This is a genomic window from Streptomyces sp. NPDC052020, assembly GCF_040680575.1.
Classification (GTDB): Bacteria; Actinomycetota; Actinomycetes; order Streptomycetales; family Streptomycetaceae; genus Streptomyces.
In genome coordinates, this window is record NZ_JBFAWY010000016.1 from 104,878 (window position 1) to 124,004 (window position 19,127).

Sequence of the window (19,127 nt, forward strand, 5' to 3'; positions counted from 1 at the left end):
CCTCCCGCATACGCCCCGGCCCGCGCGCCGGGCCGCGCCGTCAGCGGCCGGCCGACGCGCGCGCGGCCTGCCTGCGGCGGCGCTGCTCCGCCACGTCCGCCACGGGAGCGGCGAGCATCAGTGCCCGGGTGTAGTCGTGGCGCGGCTCGGTGGTGACCGTACGGGCGTCGCCCGTCTCGACGATGTCCCCGTGGTGGATCACCGCCACCCGGTGGCTCATGAAGCGCACCACCGACAGATCGTGTGTGACGAAGAGGTAGGCGACCCCCGTCTCCTCCTGGATCTCCAAAAGGAGGTCGAGGACGGTCCGCCGGGTGGTGAGGTCGAGCGCGGACACCGGTTCGTCGCAGATGACGAGCCGGGGGCGCAGCGCCAGCGCCCGGGCGATGGCGACGCGCTGGCGCTGACCGCCGGAGAACTCGCGGGGCAGGCGGGCCGCGGCGTCGGCCGGCAGATGGACGCGGTCCAGCAGGTCGCCGACCCGGGCACGGGCCTGACGGGCGCCCACCCCGTGGCCGAGCAAGGGCTCGGCGAGGGTGTCCCCGATGGTGAGGGAGGGGTTCAGGGACGTGTAGGGATCCTGGAAGACGACCTGGAGGTCGCGGCTCAGCTCCCGGCGGCGGGCCCGGCCGGCCTGGTCGATGCGTTCCCCGGCGAAGGTGATGGTGCCCGAGGCGACGGGGGCGAGACCGAGGACCGCGCGGCCGAGGGTCGTCTTGCCCGACCCGGACTCGCCGACCAGCCCGAGGGTCTCACCCGGTCGGATGTCGAGGCAGACGCCCTTGAGCACCTCGGTACGCGGGGCGCGCCAGCCCTTCCCGGGGAAGGAGACCCGCAGGTCCCGCACCCGCAGCAGGGCGTCGTCGGGCACCTCGGCTTCGGTGACGGTCATGCGGTGGCACTCCTCGCCTCTCGGGGCTGCCAGGGGGAACGGGCCGGGGCCTGGTCGAGGACGGCGCCGAGCAGGGTCCGGGTGTAGGGGTCCTCGGGGGCGCGCAGGACCCGTTCGGTGGTGCCGGTCTCCACGATCCGGCCGGCGCTCATCACGGCGACGCGGTCGCAGAGGTCGGCGACGACGCCGAGGTCGTGGGTGACCAGGAGCACGCCCAGGCCGCGGTCCTTCTGCAGCCGGCGCAGCAGATCGAGGATCTCCGCCTGGACGCGGACGTCGAGCGCGGTGGTGGGCTCGTCGGCGATGAGGAGCTCCGGGTCGCAGGACATGGCCCCCGCGATGAGGACCCGCTGGGCCATGCCGCCCGAGATCTCGTGGGGGTACAGGCGCAGCACATGCTCGGGACGGGGGATCTCCACCAGGCGCAGCAGGTCCACCGCGCGGCGGGCCGCCTCCCGGCGGGACAGGCCGAGGACGTGGCGCATGGGCTCGGTGAGCTGGCTGCCGATGGTGAAGGCGGGGTCGAGGTTGCTCATGGGTTCCTGCGGGACGTAGGCCACGGTGCCGCCGCGCAGGCCGCGGCGGGCGCGTTCGGGCAGGCCGACGACCTCCTGACCCTTGACGGTGATGCTGCCGCCGGCGATCCGTCCGCCCTCGGGCAGGATGCCCAGCACGGCGAAGGCGGTCTGCGTCTTGCCGGACCCGGACTCGCCGACCAGGCCCACGATCTCGCCCGCCCGTACGTCGAGGTCGACGCCGTGGACCACCTCCTTGTCGCCGCCGTCCGGCCGGGCGTAGGCGACGGTGAGGCCGCGCACCGAGAGCAGCCCGGAGCGCTCCGCCCGGCCGGGGCAGTGCGCGGCGGTGACGGCGGGCACGGTGCCGCCGCCGTGGCGGCGGGCCGCCCGGCGGGGTGCGGCGGGCCGCCCGGCGCGGTCCTCCAGACCGTCGCGCAGGGCCCCGGCGAGCAGGACGAGGGCCGCGTTGGTCAGCCCGAGGGCGAGGCCCGGCCAGAGCATCAGCAGCGGCTCCCGCTGGATGTTCTGGAACGCCTCGTTCAGCATCGCTCCCCAGGTGGGGGCGGATCCGCTGCCGATGCCGAGGAACTCCAGGCCGGCCTGGAGCCCGATGGCGATGCCGGCGACGAGCGCCACCTGGATGATGACCGGGCCCCGCACCACGGTCAGGATGTGCCGGGCGACGATGCGGGCGTCGGACAGGCCGGACACCTTCGCGGCGTCGACGTAGAGCTCCTTGCGGACACCGGCGACGATGCCGCGCACGAGGCGGAAGAAGCTCGGTGCCGCGAGCACGCCGAGCACCGTCATCAGGGCCCAGACGTTGGGGCCGAGGATGGCGCGGGAGGCGAGCAGCACCACCATGGCGGGCAGCGCCATGACGAGGTTGACGACCCAGTTGGCGGCGGAGTCGAACCGGCCGCCGCGGTAACCGGCGTACAGCCCGGAGGGCACCCCGAGGGCGAGGGCGATCCCCAGGGCGATCAGCGCGCCGCCGAGGGTGTTGCGGCCGCCGTGGAGAAGGCGGGAGAGGATGTCGCGGCCCGCGGAGTCCGTCCCCAGCGGGTGCCCGCCGCCAGGTCCGGTGAAGGCGTCGCCGAGTGAGGAGGCCGAGGGGTCCTGCGGCGCGAGCAGCGGCGCCAGGGCGACGGCGGCGACGAGGAGGAGCAGCACGGCGGCGGAGAACGCGCCCAGGGGGTTGCGCAGCAGGCGCCGTACGGCGCCGCCGCGGCGGACGGGCGGGGTGCCAGCGCCCCCGGCGTCGCGGGGCGGAACGCCGGAGAGCCCCGCGGCGGGGGCTCCGGCCGGGAGGTTCTCGCTCATGCGGCCCTCGCCTTCGGGTTGAGCCAGCCGATCACGATGTCGACCAGGAGGTTGATCAGGACGACACCGACCACGGTGAGCATGACGAGCGCCATGATCACGGGGATGTCGCCGCGGGCGGTGTAGGTGACGGTCATGCTGCCGATGCCGGGCAGGCCGAAGATCTGCTCCACGATCACGGCACCGCCGAGCAGGCCCACGAACTGCATGCCGAGGACCGACAGCGCGGGCGCCGAGGCGTTGCGCAGGACGTGCCGGAACACGATCCGGGAGGCGGGCAGGCCCCGGGCGCGCAGGGTGCGGACGTAGTCCTGGCGCAGGACGTCGATCACCGCGCCGCGGACCTGCTGGGAGACCCCGGCGACGGAGGCCACCGACAGGGACAGCACCGGCAGCGTGATGGTGGACAGCCAGCCGCCGGGCGACTCGGTGAACGGGGTGTACCCGATGGCCGGGAACCAGTTCAGCCGGACCGCGAAGACCAGCACCAGGACCAGGGTCACGAGGAAGCCGGGCAGCGCGTAGCCCACGACGCCCAGCACCTGCACGAAGCGGTCGACGGCGCCGCGGCGGACGCCCGCCCAGACCCCGAGGAGGAACGACACCACGGTGGTGACGAGGGTGACGCCCAGCATCAGGCTCGCGGTGACCGGCAGCCGGCCCGCGACGGCGGCACCGACGTCCTCACTGGTGAACCAGGAAGTGCCCAGGTCGCCGCGCACGGCGTGGGCCAGCCAGTCGGCGTACTGCGTGAGGACCGGCCGGTCCAGGCCCAGGGAGGCGTTCTTGGCGTCGACGGCCGCCTGGTCGGCGCCCTGGCCGAGGAGCTGCCGCCCGACGTCGGTGCCGGGGACCGACAGCAGCAGGTAGGAGAGGAACGATATGACGACCAGGAGCAGGGCCCCCGCCGCGATCCTGCGGGCGATGAAGTTCAGCATGGCACTCGGTATCCGTGACCGTCCGCCGGGGGCTGCCGCGAGGTCACCGCGACGGCCCCCGGCGCGGGCTCACTTGACGGGGGCGTAGTTGTAGAGGGAGGGGACGGCCATCCCCGACTGCGGAGTGATCTCGACCGTGCCGTCGGAGACGTGCAGGTAGGTCATCCGGTAGAAGGGCACGAACCAGCCCTCCTTCACGAGGTGCTCGTTCAGCGCCCGCGCGGCCCGCTTCGCCTCCTCGCCGGTGCCGGTCTGCACCCGGGGGATCAGCTCGCGCACGGTGGCGTCGGTGGTGCCGAACATGTTGAACGCACCGGGGGTGACCAGCTCGTTGACGACGACCCAGTCGGACGCGGACTGTCCGATGTTCATGACCATGCCGGAGTACGCGCGGTCGGTGAACACCTTCTGGACCGCCGAGGCGCCGTCGAGGTCCTCCCAGACCAACTTCACGCCGACGGCCTTCAGGTCGGTGGCGAGGGACGAGGCGAGGGCGTCGTTGACGATCGCCGCGATGCGGGGCAGCTTCAGCGTGAAGCCCCCGGCGTATCCCGCCTCCCTCAGCAGCGCCTTGGCTCTGGCCGGGTCGTGGGAGTAGTACGTGTCCAGCTTCTCGTCGTACCCCTGGGTGTCCGGGCCGAAGACCTGGCCGGTGATCTCACCGCGGTTCTGGCGGATGGTGCCGAGCATCGTCTTGCGGTCGATGGCGTGATTCAGCGCCTGGCGGACGCGGGCGTCCTTGAGCGCGGGCGTCAGCTTCCCGTCACGGTCGAAGAGCAGCAGCCCCTGGAAGTCGAACTCCTGCTTCACCGTCTTCATCCGGGTGTCGGACTCGATGCCGACCTGCTGATCGGCGCTCTGCAGCAGGGCCGCGTTCACCTGCCCGGTCCGCAGGCCGTTGACGATCGCCGTCTCGTTGTCGAAGAAGCTGATCGTGAGGGTGTCGTAGGGGAGCCGTGCGCCCCAGTAGTCGGGGTTGCGCTCGTAGACCCACTTGGTGCCGATCGTCGTCCTGGACTTGGCGAGGCGGTAGGGGCCGGTGCCGTCGGGGTTCGTCTTGAGGCTGTCGGCCTCCTTGAACTTGGCGGGGTTCGCCATGAGGCCGGCGGCGTCGCTCAGGTAGAACAACATGGCCGGGTTGGCCTGCTTGAGCTTCAGCGTCACATGGGCGGGGTCGACGACCCGCACCGACTCCAGGTCGCCCAGCCACTTCGCGGCGGCGCCGCCGCCCTTCCGGAAGCGCTCCATGTTCGCCTTGACGGCCGCCGCGTCGAAAGCGGTGCCGTCCGCGAACTTGACGTCCTTGCGCAGGGTGAGGCCGAGTTCGGTGCGGTCGTCGTTGTACGACCACTCGGTGGCGAGCATCGGACTGAAGCGGCCGTCCGGTTCCCGCTTGACGAGCGTGTCGTACGTGGCCTGGAAGAAGGGCAGGGCGCTGCCGACCGCCTGGGCGGGATCCAGGCTCTGGGGGAAGGTCAGCGTCGCGATGTTCAGGGTCGACGAACCGGTGCTCTCGGCGCCGGAGCCGGTGCATCCCGCGAGGGCGAGGGATGCCGCCACGCACGCGGCGACGGCCCCGTTTCGGGCTTTTGTGCTCATGAGGTTCACTCCGTCTGGAGAGCCGGGGAGGGGCGTCCCGGGCGAGATGGGCGGTGAGCTTACCCGCGGAATCAACCACTTGGTAGGTTTTCCGCTGGCTGAATCGGCCGGCTGGTAGGTTCTGGCGGGCGCCGCCCGGGAGCGCGGGCCCGCCGGAAGAGCCGGCGCGAGGGGAACGAGGGGGCCGCCGCAGTGAGCCAACGATCCGCGAGCGGCCCGCGCCGCCCGTCGAAGGGCGAGCGCACACGGGCCCGCATCCTCGACTCCGCGGCCGAACTGTTCTCCCGCTGCGGCTTCAACGCGGTGTCACTGCGCGACATCGCCGCACACGCGGGGCTGACCCACCCCGGGCTGCTGCACCACTTTTCGGGCAAGGAGTCCCTGCTCATCGAGGTGCTGGAGCGCCGCGACAGGATCGACGCGCAGTCCGTCTTCCCCGGCATCGCCCACCCCGGCACGCCGGAGCCCGGTCCGCGCGAACGGCTGCGCCGGCTGGTCGGTCTGGTCGCGCGCAACAGCGCCACTCCCGGACTCGTCGCTTTGTACACGAAGTTGTCCGCCGAGGCCACCGACCCCGGGCATCCCGCGCACCGCTACTTCAAGGAGCGCTACCGCATCCTGCGGGAGGAGGTGACGGTGCTCGTCGCCGCTCTGCAAGCCGAGGGCGGCCCGGCGGCCGGGGGCGATCCGGCGGTCATGGCCGCACAGGTGCTGGCGCTGATGGACGGCCTTCAGACGCAGTGGCTGCTGGAGCCGGAGGCGGTGGCGATGGAGGAGCTGGTGCGCGACTTCCTGCGCCGCCTCGGACTCGACCCCGACGGCGGCGCGGGGAAGCCCGGCGTCAGCGGCTGAGGGAGGCGAGCACTGCATCGGCGGTACTCCGGTGCCCGGCCGCGTTGGGGTGGAACCCGGCGGCCTCCGCGGTGTCCTCGGGCTCGATCCAGCGCACGCCCGCGGGCTTGCACACGTCGTGCCCGACCGACGGCGTGTAGGCGTCGACGTAGGTGGCGCCGTGCGCGCCGGCCTGCTGCGCGAGCATCGAGTTGAGCTGTTTCTCCTTGTCCCGGATCCAGGGGAAGTCGCCCGTCGCGAGCGCGACCGTCTCCCGGCACGCGGTGCCGTCGTCGGGGAAGAGCGCCGGGTACCCCACCAGGAGCACGGTCGCCTGCGGGGACCGCGCGTGGATCTCCTTCAGGACCGCCTCGATCCGCGGCGCCGTGGCGTTGATGCGCGAGCCGATCTCGTCGGTGCCGAAGAGGGTGTAGCTCTGCTTGCAGGGCGAGCCCTGCGGCGCCAGGTACCCCAGGAGCACACAGCGGGTGATGACACCGACCAGATCGAGGTCGTTGCCGCCGACGCCCAGGGTGACCAGGGTGGTGTCGGGGCGCAGCGCGTCGAGCTGGGGCGGGGCCGCGTCCTGCCCGCTCGTCATGTGGGTGGTATCGGCCCCCGCGCAGGTCACATCGGTGAACGTCGTCGCGCCGACCGCGCGGGCCACCAGGGACGGATAGTTGCTCGACGAGCGCCCGCAGACGGAGTCGGTCTGCTCGGGGATGCCGGGGCCGGAGCTGAAGGAGTCGCCGAGCGCGACGTAGCGCACGTCCTCGGCGGTGTGCGCGGCGGACCGCCGTGGCGCGGGGTCCGCGGCCGCGGTCGCGGCGGTCCCGGCCAGGACGGCGACGGCCGCCGCGGTCGCGACACCCGTACGCGCCGTCAGGCGGCGGGGACGGGACCCGGCCGCGACGGTGGTGCCGAGCGCGCCTCTTCCCGGTGGCGGGGCGGGGGATCGACCGGCTGGGACCATGACGGTTCCTCGTTTCGTCGGCGGGCGGAAGGAGATCTGGCGGCGGGACAGGAGCCGTCCCGGAGCGGCGCGGCTCGAGCGCGAAAACCGTAAGTTGATCGGTTTCTGGTCGTCAATAGGTCGCGCGGAGGCGAATCGCCCGGTGTTCCGGGGTGGTTACCGAAAGGTAATAACTCTTGACAGTGAAAACCGATCAACGTATGGTTTTTGGATCACCCGGCCGCCGACGCGATACGCCCGCACCCGCCCGACCGCCGCTGACAGGCTGTCAGCCGTTGGCCCGCGTCCCTGGTGCGCGGCGTCGGGCCGGACCCCTCCGCCCCCGAGACCCGATAGGTGCGCCGCATGACCCAGCAGCCCCCGCCCGCCCCGGCCGGTGACCCGGCGCCGGCCCGGCTCTCCCTCGCCGACAAGGCGTCACTGACCAGCGGGGCCGGCGACTTCGTCACCACGGCCGTTCCCTCCGCCGGCGTCCCCGCGGTCACCCTGTCGGACGGGCCGCACGGACTGCGGCTGCCGAAGGAGACCGGGGACGGCGGCCAGGTCGACCTGCACAGCGCCGCGCCCGCCACCTGTTTCCCGCCCGCCGTGGCGCTCGGCAGCAGCTGGGACCCGGAGCTCGCCCGCCGGGTCGCCGGCGCCATCGCCGCGGAGGCCGGCGCCCACGGCGTACGCGTCGTGCTCGGACCCGGCATCAACATCAAGCGGTCGCCGCTGTGCGGGCGCAACTTCGAGTACTTCTCCGAAGACCCGCTCCTGACGGCCGAACTCGGCGGGGCCATGGTCCGCGGCCTGCAAGAGGCGGGCGTCGGAGCGGCGCTCAAGCACTACGCGGCCAACAACCAGGAGACCGACCGCATGCGCGTCAGCGCCGACGTCGACGAGCGTCCGCTGCGCGAGATCTACCTGCGGGCCTTCGAACGCATCGTGCGCCGGGACCGCCCCTGGTCCGTCATGTCCTCCTACAACGCCGTCAACGGCGTCCCCGTCTCGGAGAACACCCGCCTGCTCACCGACATCCTGCGCACCGAGTGGGGCTTCGACGGCCTCGTCATGTCCGACTGGGGCGCCGTGCGCGACCGGGTCGCCGCGCTGCGCGCCGGACTGGACCTGCAAATGCCGGGCACGGGAGGGCGCACCGACCGGGAGGTCGTGGCCGCGGTGACCGCCGGCGTCCTCGACGAGTCGGTGCTCGACACCGCCGTGGACCGGCTCGTCCGCTTCGCCCGGCGGGCGGCGAGCGGCACGCCCGCCGAACGGCCGGTCCGCACCGAGGAGCACCACCGTCTCGCCGGGCAGGCCGCGGACCGGTGCGTCGTACTCCTCAAGAACGACGCCGGGCTGCTGCCCCTCGACCCCGACCACGGCACCGTGGCGGTCATCGGCGAACTGGCCCGCACCCCGCGCTACCAGGGCGCCGGCAGTTCCCAGGTGACACCGACCCGCCTCGACACACCGCTGGACCTCCTGCGCGAGCTGTCCACCGGCGCCCGGGTGGACTTCGCCCCCGGCTACCCGCTCCCGGGCGGCACACCGCGGGACGCGGAGGCGGCGTCTTCCCCGGAGGACGCGCTGGCCGACGAGGCCGTCCGGCTCGCCGCCGCGAGCGACACCGTGGTGCTGTTCCTCGGGCTCCCCGCCCAGGACGAGTCCGAGGGGTTCGACCGCGACCACATCGACCTGCCGGCCGTCCAGCTCCGCCTGCTGGAACGCGTCCGGTCCGCCAACCCCCGCGTCTGCGTGGTGCTCTCCAACGGCGGCGTGGTGCGGACCGCCCCCTGGCACGAGACGGTGCCCGCCCTGGTCGAGGGCTGGCTGCTCGGCCAGGCCGGCGGCGGCGCGCTCGCCCGGGTGCTGTTCGGAGCGGTCAATCCGTCCGGCAAGCTGGCCGAGACCATCCCCCTGCGCCTGGAGGACACGCCCAGCTTCCTCTCCTTCCCCGGAGAGGAGGGCCGGGTCCGGTACGGCGAAGGCGTCTTCGTCGGATACCGCGGCTACGACGCCCGCCGCTCGCGGGTCGCCTTCCCCTTCGGCCACGGGCTGTCGTACACCACGTTCGACTACTCCGGCCTGCGCGTGGCCGCCCGGGGCGAGGGCGGCGCGGCGCTCACCGTGGCGCTGACCGTCACCAACACCGGGGACCGCGAGGGACGCGAGATCGTCCAGATCTACAGCGGCGGCCCGGCCGGTTCCGCGGTCGCCCGGCCGCCGAGGGAGCTGCGCGGCTTCGCCTCCGTGACCCTCGCCCCCGGCGAGAGCCGCGAGGTGGTGGTGGACCTGGCGCGGGACGCCCTCGCGTACTACAGCCCGCGCGAGGCCGGCTGGCGGATCGAGGGCGGTGTCTACCGCATCGAGGCGGGCTCCTCCTCACGGGACATCCGGCTGTCGGCGGAGGTGACCGTCGCCGGTGACCCCTCGCGGCTGCGCCTGAGCGGACGCAACACGCTCGCGGAATGGATGCGGCACCCCGTGGGCGGGCCGCTGCTCACGGAGAGGTTCGCCCGCGCCAGGCCCGAGGGCGCGGGGCCGGGTGCCATGGACGATCCGGTGATGCGCAAGTTCCTCGCGGGGATACCGCTCGACGTGATCTCCGAGTTCCCGCAGAGCCCCGTACCGCCCGAGGGGGTGGCCGAACTGACCGCGCTCGTCGAGGCCGCGGGCGAGGAGCGGGGGACAGACGCGTGACGGCCGCGGTCGCGACGGTGGCCGGGAGGGTGCGGCCCGGCTGGGAAGGGGTCCGGGAAGCCTTCGCACGGGGGCAGGCGGGCGACCCCGGCGCCGCCCAGCTGGCCGTCCACCAGCACGGCCGGCTGGTCGTGGACCTGTGGTCCCCGGGCACGGCCACGGCGGGCGGACCGGCGTTCGGGCCGGATTCGGTCGGCGTGCTGATGTCCGTCTCGAAGGGCGCCGTGGCCGTCTGCGCCCATCTCCTGGCCGAGCGCGGCCAATGGGAGCTGGACGCGCCCGTCGCGCGGTACTGGCCGCAGTTCGCGGCGGCGGGCAAGCAGGGCACGACCGTGGCCGACCTGCTCGCCCACCGGGCGGGGCTGCCGGCCTTCGGCGACGAGGCCGCGGGCGTCACCGGGCCCGGCCTTCTCGACTGGGACGCCCGCGTCACCGCCCTCGCGGCGATGCGGCCGGTGTGGGAACCGGGAACGGCCTTCCTTTACCACGCCCTCACCTACGGCCACCTCGTCGGCGAGGTCGTGCGCCGGGTGTCGGGCGTGAGCGTCGGCGCGTTCCTCGCCCGGGAGGTGGCCGGTCCGCTGGGGCTGGACCTGTGGATCGGGCTTCCGCGGCGGGAGGAACACCGCTTCGTCCCGCAGTTCGCCGTCCGGCCCGCGCCCACGGCCGGGCAGGTCGCGGCGGCGGTCGGCGGCCTCGGCCTCGCCCCCGGCGACCGCCTGGCCACCGCGCTGCGCGCATCGGCGGCCGAACTGGCCGTCGCCACCGAGGCGTTCGGCACCCGCGCGGGCAGGGCCGCCGAGTTTCCCGCCGCGGGCGGCATCGGCAACGCACGCTCCCTGTCCCGCCTCTACGCGGCACTCATCGGACCGGTGGACGGCACACGGCTGCTGTCCGCGGCCACCGTCGACCGGGCCCGCGCCCCGCACACCGATCACCTGCCCCCGCCCGCGCCCCTGGACCGGCTCGACGGGCCCGGCCGGTCGCGCTTCGGGCTCGGCTTCGAGCTGCCCCGCCCGGGTGAACCCCTGCTCGGCGAGGGCTCCTTCGGCCACGCCGGAGCGGGCGGACAACTCGGCATGGCCCATCCGGACAGCGGCCTCGCGGTCGGCTATGTCTGCACGGCGATGTCCTGGGAGCCCTCGGCGGGACCCGACCCGCGCTGGACGGCCTGGACGGCGGCCGTCCAGCAGGCGGCGGGCATCCCCGCGGCGGCCTGACGCCGCGTGCGGAGCGGAACCGCCCGCCGTACGACGCGGGCGGCGCCCACGCGGGGGTCACGCGCAGGGGGACGGAGGCCTGCCGGCCCCCGTCCCCCGGGCCTTCCCGGCCGCTTCCGGGCCCAGGCCGCCGGACGCCGGCCAGGTCCCCCCGGCAGACCGGGCACCCGCCCGGCGGCCGACCCCGGCGGCCGACCCCGGCGGACGGCGCGAAGACCTCGGCCGGGACGGCCCGCGCTCGTCAGTCCTCCCGCGCCGGGTCGAGGAGCCGCATGATGTCGTCGATGGGCTGCTCCATGTCCACCGACCGGTCGATGAGCCACTGCAACTGGATGCCGTCGGCCACCGCCAGCAGCAGCACCGCCAGCCGGTCGGGAGGGATCACGGACGTCATCCGTCCCTCGTCCATCCGCTTGCGGACGAACGCGGCGACCCGTTCCCGCAGCACCGGATAACGCTGCGAGAAATGCTCGTGCGCCGGGTGGCCGGGGTCGCTCGCGGCCGCGGCCATGGACACGAACAGCTCCACCAGACCGGGGGTCTTGGCGCCCTCCCGGATGATCTCCCGGTAGCTCTCGGGACTGGTGCGCCCGTCCTGCCGCTCCCGGGCGGTCTCGTCACGCATCCGCAGCACCTGGGTGAGCAGGTCCTCCTTGGAGCCGAAGTAGTGCATCAGGCCGGGCAGGCTCAGATTGCACCGAGCGGCCACCTTGCGCAGCGAGGTGCCCCGGTACCCCTCGGCCGCGAAGATCTCCAGCGCCGCGTGCAGGATCTCGCCGCGCTTCGCCTCGCCCTTTTCGTACGGGCCCCGTTTCGCCATGCCGGTCAGCCTAACCCGCGGGAAACACACCGGCGGGTACGGCGGCCGGGTCCTCGGGGATGCGTCCGGCGCGGGCCAGGGAGCCCAGCCAGCGAGCGGACTCCTTGGGCGTGCGCGCGAAGGTGTGCGGGTCCACCGCGATCAGCCCGAACCTCGGCCGGTAGGAACCCCACTCGTAGTTGTCCAGGGCGCTCCAGTGCAGATAGCCGCGTACGTCCACGCCGTCCCGCATGGCCGCCGCCAGGCTCGCCAGCGCGGCCGCCGTGTACGTGACGCGCAGGCCGTCGTCGGCGGTGGCGATGCCGTTCTCGGTGACCAGCACGGGGACGTGCGGGCCGACCACGCCGGCCGTGTGCCGTACCGCCTCGCCCAGGGCCTCGGGGTAGACCTCCCACCCGGTCAGGGTGGTGGCGGCGCCCTCCGGCACGGGGAGCGGGCCGTCGGGGCCGATCAGGTGGCGGGTGTACGCCTGCACGCCGATCCAGTCGTCCTCGCGGGCCGCCTCCAGGAAGACGTCCTCGCGCGGCCGGGCGTACGCGGCGGCCACCTCCTCGGCTCCCGGCTCGGCCTGGTAGACCTGGTTGGCCACGGTCCACCCCACCCGCAGTCCGAGCCCCGCCTCCCGCAGGGCGGCGGAGGCGGCCCGATGGGCCCGGATCAGCGCCCGGGTCACCTCGGCGTCCGGCTCGACGCCGGCGGGGTCGAAGGCCGCAGCGCCGTCCTGGTGGCCGCCGGCGGGGGAGCCGGCGGTGCCGCCGCCGGAGCCGCGGCCGGCCCGGCGGACCAGGGTGTGCATCAGCGCGACCATGTTGGGCTCGTTGATGGTGGCGACGTGGCGGACGCCCTCGCGCAGGATCTCGGTGGCCGTCCGCGCGTAGGCCGCGAACAGCTCGGCCGCGTCCGGCGAGGCCCAGCCGCCGAGCTCGCTGAACCAGCGCGGTGAGGTGAAGTGGTGCAGCGTGACCACGGGGGTCAGGCCCCGCTCCAGAGCCCCGCTCACCATGGCGCGGTAGTGCGCGACGGCCGCCCGGGACACCTGGCCGCGCTCGGGTTCGATACGGGCCCACTCGACGCTGAACCGGTAGGCGTTGAAGCCGAGTTCGCTCAGCAGGTCCATGTCCTCGGGCCAGCGGTGGAAGCTGTCGGCCGCGTCCCCGCTGCGCTCGGCGACGAAGCTGCCCGGGCGGTTCTCCAGGGCCCACCAGTCGCTGGAGACGTTGTTCCCCTCGACCTGGTGGGCGGAGGTGGATGCCCCCATGAGGAAGCCGTCCGGCAGCACGAGGCCGGGCTCGGTCGAAGGCGTCATAGGGGGCTGCTCCTTCCGCGGGGGAGCCGGGACGGCGGGTACGGCCGCCCCGGCTCCACGAAAAGCGTTCATTGATCGGTTTTCGTGTTAGCGTACAGGCGGCCCCGGTCCGGCAGGAAGAGGCGGCGGTGAGGCCGCCGCCGCGGAGGCCGCAGGCCGCCCGGAGGCCCGGCGCCACCCTGACGAGGACGCCAGGCCTCCGGTTCCCGGCGCGCGCACGGGCCGGGAACCGGTCCCGTTTCGGCCCGCTGGAGGAGACCATGAACGCCGCCATTCCCCGGCCCGCGCGGCAGACGACGGCCGAGACCGGCGGGGAACTGCCCGTCACCGGCCCCTGGCGGATCCGCGCCGCCGACCGCCGGCTCGCCCCGGTCGCCCGCACGGTACGGGCGCTGCTGGAGCCCCACCTGGGCGACCGCCTGCTGCCGCCCGGCGCGACCGGCGAGGGCGCCGCCGGCTGTGCCGCCCTCGACCTCGCTCTCGACGAGACACCGCCGGCGCCGTACCCCGTGCCCGTGGGCGTCAGCCCGCGCGGCCTGCCGCACCCGGTGGACGAGTCATACCGCCTCGCGGTCACCGGGCGCGGCATCACCTGCCGGGCCGCCACACCCGAGGGGGTGTTCCGGGCCGCCACCACGGCCGTCCAGCTGCTCACCGCGGCCGCCGGCCCGATCCCGTGCCAGGAGCTGACCGACGCCCCGCACTACGCGTGGCGCGGCCTGATGGTCGACCCGGCGCGCGGCTACCTCACCCCGGACGAACTGCGCCGCGTCATCGACCTGCTGGCTCTCTACAAGCTGAACGTGCTCCACCTGCATCTGACGGACAACGAGGGCTGGCGCCTGCACCTGCCCGCCGTCCCGCAGCTCACCGCCGCGGGGGACGACGGCGCGCCGCGCCGCTTCTACACCACCGAGGACTACCGCGGCTTGCAGGAGTACGCGGCCGAACGCTTCGTGACGCTCGTCCCCGAGATCGACCTGCCGGGCCACTGCGCCGCCCTGCGCGCGGCGCTGCCCGGACTGCCGCCCGCGCCCGTGCCGGACGGACTGGCGGGCCGCTTCCCGTTCGTCCCTCCCCTCGACCTCGCCGACCCGCCCACCCGGGAGGCCGTCGCCGCGATCCTCGCCGAGGTGTGCCGGCTGACCACCGGCCCCTTCGTCCACATCGGCGGCGACGAGGCCGTCGGGATGACCGCGGGCAGCTTCGCCCTCGCGGTTCGCGAACTGCGCGCCCTGGTGCGGGCGTCGGGGAAGCGGCCGCTGGCCTGGCAGGAGTCCTCCCGCGCCGGGATCACCGCGGACGACATCGCCCAGTTCTGGGTGGACGTGCCGATGATGGACCTGCCCGACACGGAGGAGGAGCTCGCCCGCCGGCCCGAACTGCTCGCGGCGGGCCACACCCTGGAGTTCGGCCGGGCCCTCAAGCGCTTCTTCGCCCCCGCCGACCACGACGCCGCCCGTGTCGTCGAGGGAGGCGGACGCCTGCTGCTGTCCCCGCAGTCCCACCTCTACCTGGACCGCCCCTACCCCCCGGAGGCGGCGCCGCCCCACCAGGCCGCGCAGGCCGCCCGCCTCGGGTTCGCCACCTACCGGCCGCGCGGGATACGGCACACCGCCCTGTGGGACCCGGCCTCCCACGGGATCGGCGACGAGTGGATCGCCGGAGTCGAGGCGACCCTCTTCGGGGAGTCGCTCGGAGGGTTCGACGACCTGACCACCTTGCTGCTGCCGCGTCTGGCGTCCGTGGCGGAGACCGCGTGGACGGGCCGGCCGGCGGAGTGGGCGGACCACCGGACCCGCCTGGCCCGCCACGGCCGGCTCTGGCGGGAGCGGGGGATCGCGTATCTCGCCTCCACGGAGATCCCCTGGCCGTGACCGGCCCCGCCCGCCCGGGGGCGCCACGCCCGACCGTGACCCCGTTCGCCCCCCGGGTACCGCTCCACACGGCCTCAGGGGGATCCGGCGCGCGGCGGTGTCCGGGCCCCGGCAGCGAGTGCCGCCGCTTCCCGCGGCTTCTACTGACGGCTGACGGGCGCCAGGACGGCCAGGAGACCGGTGGCCTCGCGCAGGGCCAGTTCGACCGCGCCGGGGTCGTGCAGGACGCCCGTCCCGTCGGGCGGGACCAGCCAGCCCAGGCGCCCGGCGGCCCGGTAGGGCGGCGGGACCGCCACCCACGATCCCCGGCCGACGCGGCGCACCCCGGACCCGGTCCATTCGCTGCCCGGATCGGGCGGCAGGAAGAACCCGACTCGGCCGGCCGCGCAGTCCACCAGGGTCGGCGCGGGCGCCTCCAGCAGGTCGCGCCGGAGCAGGTCCAGGGCGCACATCCCCAGACGTTCGGGCACGCTGAGCACGTCCCAGAACCGCCCCGCCGGCAGCAGTGCCGTTCCCATGCCCTGGTCCCACTCCCGTTTGCACCGGCCGGGGTCGGTGGCGGCCGCGGCGAGCCACTCGATGGCCTGTTTCCCCACGCAGCGCTGCATGTCCTACCCCCAGCACGATCGGCTTCGCCGGAACGGGTCCACGCACGGACGTGACCCGACAGCCCCGAGGGGCCGTACGGGAGAGAGCCGCCCGTTCAGGGCCCCTCATGCTGGTGGATATTTCTATGCGCCGGAAGAGGTGGCGCGGCCTGGCGATTGTCTCCGGGATGTTCGAGCGTCCAGCGCTTGTTCGCTTCGGTGGGTGTCCGGTGGCCCGGGACGCGGGGCCGGGGCCCGGCTCGCCGGGGACCGTGCGGACGCGGGCGCGTGCGGCCCGCCCGTGCCCCCGCCACCGGTGCCCGGGGCGGCGCGGGCGACGCGAGGGCCGGTGCGCTGGAGGCCGGCTCGGCGCGACTTTCCAGTACCGCCAGTAACATGATCATCTTGTCTACCGGGTGGGCCATGCAACTACATCAGAGGCTCAGTCGACCCACGTCTCACCCGGAGAGTCCATGCCTTCGCACAACGATGCCCTGGAAGAAGCTCGCACGGCATACGAGCACCATATGCGGACGTGCCGCCAGTGCCATGCCGACGCGGCGCGGTGCCCCGTGGCCAAACACCTGATGCGCCTGTACAACAACGCGCGAAGAGACCAGGCGGGTTCCGCGGAGCGCTGATGCCCGCGGGCCGGGCCCGGGCACTCGCCCGGTGGGAGCCTGTCCGGCGGACCGTGGACGGGACCGGGGCCGGATCGCGGCGCCGGCGACGCCGCCGCGGAAGGCGTCGGCCGTGAGCCAGGACAGCGGGCCCGATGGACTCAGTGCAGGCAGAGGCAGAACGGATGGCCGGCCGGGTCCGCGTAGATCCGCCAGTTGGCCTCCGGACGGAGCTGGTCCGTCCGTTCCAGCACGGTCGCACCGAGGGCGAGCGCCCGCTTCTCCTCTCCGTCGAGATCGTCCACGTCGAAGTCCAGGTGGAGCTGCTGCGGGCGCTCCTGGCCGGGCCATTCGGGCGGCCGGTAGCCGTCCACCCGCTGGCAGGCCAGCGGCGTCCCCTCGAACCCGTGCACCTCGACCCAGTCGGGATCCTCCGAGTCCGCGACCACCCGGCCGCCGAGCAGGTCCGCGTAGAACTCGGCGAGCCGTACCGGATCGGCGCAGTCCAACGCGACCGCCTGCAACTTGCGAATCACTTCCGACACCCCTCGCTCTTCGGCCTCTTTCATTACCTCCCGTACGGGAGGGGTCGTACCCGCCACCGCGGCGGGCATGCGCGGCGGCCTGCTCGGGATGCCCTGCGCGCCCTCGGACAGCCCCAGCCGTCCGAGCCCGCCGCCGACGGCGGTACCTCGACGACGAAGAACAGGAAGGTGGTGGTCGACAGGTCATGGAAGCCGTCGGGGAACAGTTCCCGGACGGTCCGCTGCGCGGCGTGCTGACGTGAGTGATCATGTTCCGGGCCATTCACGCTGCGGCCAACTCTTTGATAATTTCAGCGAGTCGGTATCCGCGCGTGTGTATGTCACCATCAACCCCCTGGCAGTCTCGGTCCCGTGAGCATCAGGAGGTGAGCCCGTGAGCGAGCCCCGGTCGGGCGGCGCTCCCGCGCCCACCGTTCTCCGTATGATCCTGGGCAAGCGGCTGAAGGAACTGCGCTGCGACGCCGGCGTGTCCCTGGAGGACGCCGCCAGGGCACTGCGCGTGAAACCGCTCACCATCCGCCGCCTGGAGAAGGCGGAGGTCGCGCTGAGGATCGTCTACGTCGAGAAGCTGTTGCAGACCTACGGCGTCGGGCGCCGCGAGACCGACGAGTTCCTCGCCCTGGCCGAGCAGGCCAACCAGCCCGGCTGGTGGCACGCCTACCGGGATGTCGTGCCCTCCTGGTTCACCGCCTACGTGAGCCTGGAGACCGACGCCACGGTGCTGCGCGCCTACGAACCCCAGTACGTCACGGGGCTGCTCCAGACCCCGCAATACGCCCGCGCCGTGCTGCGGGCCGGCTTCCCCGGCGACAGCGAGGCCGACCTGGAGCGGCGGGTCGAAATGCGCCTGCGCCGCCAGCGATTGCTGGACAAACCCGACCCGCCCACGCTGTGGGTGGTGATGGAGGAGGCCGTACTGCACCGGCCGGTGGGCGGCCCGGAGGTGATGCGCGAGCAGATCGACCGGCTGCTGGAGGCCATCGAGCTGGACCACGTCAGCGTCGACGTCGTGCCCTTCGCGGCCGGACCCCACGCCGGAGCCGGCGCCCCGTTCACCTGCTTCCGCTTCGCCGAGCCGGAACTGCCGGACATCGTCTACAGCGAGATCCTCTCCGCCTCCGTGTACCTGGACCAGCGATCCGACGTGGCCGCCCACCTCGAGGCGCACAGCCGGATGTCGCTGCGCACCTCCGACGAGACCAGCAAGGCGCTGTTGCACCGGATGCGCAAGGAGTACTCATGACCACCGCCCCTGGCGGCGCGTACAGCGGCATGCCCGCCTCGCAGCTCGGGGAGCAGGGCTGGGAACGCCCCTGGAGCGGCCCCAACGGCGGGCAGTGCGTGGAAGTCAAGAGGCTCGCCGACGGGCGGGTGGCCTTCCGTCAGTCCACCGACCCCGCCGGTCCCGCCCTGATCTACACGGCGGAGGAGATGACCGCCTTCGTCACCGGCGTCAAGAAGGGACTGGCGGACCATCTGACCACCGCTCACCCGGCCCCCTGAGCAAAGCACACGAGCAGCATCACCCCGAACCGTCCACGTGCCGACGACAGAGGACAGAATGACCGACGACGCCCTGCGGGACATCGACACCGGCAAGCCCCACTCGGCCCGCATGTACGACTACTACCTCGGCGGCAAGGACCACTTCGAGGTCGATGAACAGGCCGCCGAGACGGTCGCCTTCACCTGGCCCGGCGTCTTCGTGTGCGCCCGCGAGAACCGCGCCTTCATGCACCGGGCCACCCGGGTCCTGGCCCAGGAACACGGCATCGGCCAGTGGCTCGACATCGGCACCGGCATCCCCACCGAGCCCAACCTCCACCAGGTGGCCCAGTCGGTCCTGCCACGGGCGAGGGTCGTGTACGTCGACAACGACCCGCTGGTCCTGAAGTACGCCGAGCGCCTCATGCGCAACACCCCCGAGGGCCGCACCGCGTACGTCGAGGCCGACGTCACCGATCCCGGCACCCTGCTCGACCGGGTCACCGCCACCGGTGTCCTGGACCTGAGCCGCCCGGTGGCCCTGTCCCTCAACGCCGTCCTGCACTTCGTCACCGACGCCGCGGACCCGTACGGCATCGTCGCCCGCCTGCTCGCGGACCTGCCCCCCGGCAGCGCCCTGGCCCTCAGCCATGGCACGCCCGACTTCGACCCGGAGACCGTGGCCCGGATCAAGGAGATCTACATCCGCTCCGGAACCGGTATGCAACTGCGCTCCAAGGCGGAGGTGGCCCGCTTCTTCGACGGGCTCGACCTGCTGGAGCCGGGCATCGAGGTCGGCCACCGCTGGCGTCCCGATCCGGCCGGGGCGGACACGACGGAGCAGCCCACGGACGCCGAAGTGAGCCTGTGGGCCGGGGTGGGAATCAAGCCATAGCGCCGTCCGGACC

General features: G+C 73.6%; 16 protein-coding genes. 7 read left to right on the forward strand and 9 right to left on the reverse strand.

Features of this window, described 5'->3' with window-relative positions; translation table 11 throughout:
• Positions 1 to 40: 40 nt before the first annotated feature.
• The 4 genes from AB0L74_RS18865 to AB0L74_RS18880 form a co-directional block, all read right to left on the reverse strand.
• Entirely contained in the window at positions 41 to 892 is an 852-nt protein-coding gene (locus AB0L74_RS18865) for an ATP-binding cassette domain-containing protein (RefSeq protein WP_365652983.1), read from the reverse strand.
• Entirely contained in the window at positions 889 to 2,733 is a 1,845-nt protein-coding gene (locus AB0L74_RS18870) for a dipeptide/oligopeptide/nickel ABC transporter permease/ATP-binding protein (RefSeq protein ID WP_365652986.1), read from the reverse strand. The genes AB0L74_RS18865 and AB0L74_RS18870 overlap by 4 nt, the downstream gene beginning before the upstream one ends.
• Positions 2,730 to 3,671: an ABC transporter permease gene (locus AB0L74_RS18875; RefSeq protein ID WP_365652989.1), complete on the reverse strand. Its 942-nt coding sequence runs from the start codon at positions 3,669 to 3,671 to the stop codon at positions 2,730 to 2,732. Before AB0L74_RS18875 ends, AB0L74_RS18870 begins: the two co-directional genes overlap by 4 nt.
• A gap of 69 nt (positions 3,672 to 3,740) precedes the next feature.
• Positions 3,741 to 5,270, reverse strand: coding sequence for an ABC transporter substrate-binding protein (locus AB0L74_RS18880; protein WP_365652992.1), 1,530 nt, complete (start codon positions 5,268 to 5,270; stop codon positions 3,741 to 3,743).
• A 192-nt stretch (positions 5,271 to 5,462) separates the two neighbouring features.
• Between AB0L74_RS18880 and AB0L74_RS18885 the strand changes: the two genes are divergently transcribed.
• Complete coding sequence (locus AB0L74_RS18885; protein WP_365652995.1) at positions 5,463 to 6,122, forward strand: TetR/AcrR family transcriptional regulator; 660 nt, start codon at positions 5,463 to 5,465, stop codon at positions 6,120 to 6,122.
• On the opposite strand, the gene AB0L74_RS18890 is transcribed toward AB0L74_RS18885, so the two are convergent.
• On the reverse strand, positions 6,112 to 7,074 hold the full coding sequence (locus AB0L74_RS18890; protein ID WP_365652998.1) for an SGNH/GDSL hydrolase family protein: 963 nt from the start codon (positions 7,072 to 7,074) through the stop codon (positions 6,112 to 6,114). The genes AB0L74_RS18885 and AB0L74_RS18890 overlap by 11 nt on opposite strands.
• Before the next feature lie 345 nt (positions 7,075 to 7,419).
• Between AB0L74_RS18890 and AB0L74_RS18895 the strand changes: the two genes are divergently transcribed.
• Both AB0L74_RS18895 and AB0L74_RS18900 read left to right on the forward strand, forming a co-directional pair.
• On the forward strand, positions 7,420 to 9,759 hold the full coding sequence (locus AB0L74_RS18895) for a glycoside hydrolase family 3 C-terminal domain-containing protein (RefSeq protein ID WP_365653001.1): 2,340 nt from the start codon (positions 7,420 to 7,422) through the stop codon (positions 9,757 to 9,759).
• Complete coding sequence (locus AB0L74_RS18900; RefSeq protein ID WP_365653004.1) at positions 9,756 to 10,979, forward strand: serine hydrolase domain-containing protein; 1,224 nt, start codon at positions 9,756 to 9,758, stop codon at positions 10,977 to 10,979. Before AB0L74_RS18895 ends, AB0L74_RS18900 begins: the two co-directional genes overlap by 4 nt.
• Positions 10,980 to 11,220: 241 nt before the next feature.
• Here the strand turns inward: AB0L74_RS18900 and AB0L74_RS18905 are convergent, their stop codons facing one another.
• Entirely contained in the window at positions 11,221 to 11,799 is a 579-nt protein-coding gene (locus tag AB0L74_RS18905; protein ID WP_365653006.1) for a TetR/AcrR family transcriptional regulator, read from the reverse strand.
• 10 nt (positions 11,800 to 11,809) lie between these two features.
• Positions 11,810 to 13,105, reverse strand: coding sequence for a family 1 glycosylhydrolase (locus AB0L74_RS18910; RefSeq protein WP_365653009.1), 1,296 nt, complete (start codon positions 13,103 to 13,105; stop codon positions 11,810 to 11,812).
• Between the two features lie 260 nt (positions 13,106 to 13,365).
• On the opposite strand from AB0L74_RS18910, the gene AB0L74_RS18915 reads away from it, so the two are divergent.
• Complete coding sequence (locus tag AB0L74_RS18915) at positions 13,366 to 14,982, forward strand: family 20 glycosylhydrolase (RefSeq protein WP_365653012.1); 1,617 nt, start codon at positions 13,366 to 13,368, stop codon at positions 14,980 to 14,982.
• Between the two features lie 140 nt (positions 14,983 to 15,122).
• Here the strand turns inward: AB0L74_RS18915 and AB0L74_RS18920 are convergent, their stop codons facing one another.
• A complete protein-coding gene (locus AB0L74_RS18920; protein ID WP_365653015.1) occupies positions 15,123 to 15,590 on the reverse strand; it encodes a hypothetical protein in 468 nt (155 codons plus the stop codon).
• Between the two features lie 760 nt (positions 15,591 to 16,350).
• On the reverse strand, positions 16,351 to 16,725 hold the full coding sequence (locus tag AB0L74_RS18925; RefSeq protein WP_365653184.1) for a VOC family protein: 375 nt from the start codon (positions 16,723 to 16,725) through the stop codon (positions 16,351 to 16,353).
• Positions 16,726 to 17,107: 382 nt separating this feature from the next.
• Between AB0L74_RS18925 and AB0L74_RS18930 the strand changes: the two genes are divergently transcribed.
• The 3 genes from AB0L74_RS18930 to AB0L74_RS18940 are packed head-to-tail and all read left to right on the forward strand — an operon-like array spanning position 17,108 to position 19,114.
• Positions 17,108 to 17,977, forward strand: a complete 870-nt coding sequence (locus AB0L74_RS18930; protein WP_365653018.1) for a helix-turn-helix transcriptional regulator — start codon at positions 17,108 to 17,110, stop codon at positions 17,975 to 17,977.
• The gene (locus AB0L74_RS18935) at positions 17,974 to 18,237 is read left to right on the forward strand and encodes a DUF397 domain-containing protein (RefSeq protein WP_365653021.1); all 264 of its coding nucleotides are present in this window, start codon (positions 17,974 to 17,976) and stop codon (positions 18,235 to 18,237) included. Before AB0L74_RS18930 ends, AB0L74_RS18935 begins: the two co-directional genes overlap by 4 nt.
• A gap of 58 nt (positions 18,238 to 18,295) precedes the next feature.
• Complete coding sequence (locus AB0L74_RS18940) at positions 18,296 to 19,114, forward strand: SAM-dependent methyltransferase (protein WP_365653024.1); 819 nt, start codon at positions 18,296 to 18,298, stop codon at positions 19,112 to 19,114.
• The last annotated feature ends 13 nt before the right edge of the window (positions 19,115 to 19,127 follow it).

What these genes read in the sequence shown, in the direction of transcription:
- AB0L74_RS18865 (WP_365652983.1), bottom strand. Translation starts at nt 892, where the DNA reads ATGACCGTCACCGAAGCCGAGGTGCCCGACGACGCCCTGCTGCGGGTG.
- AB0L74_RS18870 (WP_365652986.1), bottom strand. Translation starts at nt 2,733, where the DNA reads ATGAGCGAGAACCTCCCGGCCGGAGCCCCCGCCGCGGGGCTCTCCGGC.
- AB0L74_RS18875 (WP_365652989.1), bottom strand. Translation starts at nt 3,671, where the DNA reads ATGCTGAACTTCATCGCCCGCAGGATCGCGGCGGGGGCCCTGCTCCTG.
- AB0L74_RS18880 (WP_365652992.1), bottom strand. Translation starts at nt 5,270, where the DNA reads ATGAGCACAAAAGCCCGAAACGGGGCCGTCGCCGCGTGCGTGGCGGCA.
- AB0L74_RS18890 (WP_365652998.1), bottom strand. Translation starts at nt 7,074, where the DNA reads ATGGTCCCAGCCGGTCGATCCCCCGCCCCGCCACCGGGAAGAGGCGCG.
- AB0L74_RS18895 (WP_365653001.1), top strand. Translation starts at nt 7,420, where the DNA reads ATGACCCAGCAGCCCCCGCCCGCCCCGGCCGGTGACCCGGCGCCGGCC.
- AB0L74_RS18905 (WP_365653006.1), bottom strand. Translation starts at nt 11,799, where the DNA reads ATGGCGAAACGGGGCCCGTACGAAAAGGGCGAGGCGAAGCGCGGCGAG.
- AB0L74_RS18910 (WP_365653009.1), bottom strand. Translation starts at nt 13,105, where the DNA reads ATGACGCCTTCGACCGAGCCCGGCCTCGTGCTGCCGGACGGCTTCCTC.
- AB0L74_RS18915 (WP_365653012.1), top strand. Translation starts at nt 13,366, where the DNA reads ATGAACGCCGCCATTCCCCGGCCCGCGCGGCAGACGACGGCCGAGACC.
- AB0L74_RS18920 (WP_365653015.1), bottom strand. Translation starts at nt 15,590, where the DNA reads ATGCAGCGCTGCGTGGGGAAACAGGCCATCGAGTGGCTCGCCGCGGCC.
- AB0L74_RS18935 (WP_365653021.1), top strand. Translation starts at nt 17,974, where the DNA reads ATGACCACCGCCCCTGGCGGCGCGTACAGCGGCATGCCCGCCTCGCAG.
- AB0L74_RS18940 (WP_365653024.1), top strand. Translation starts at nt 18,296, where the DNA reads ATGACCGACGACGCCCTGCGGGACATCGACACCGGCAAGCCCCACTCG.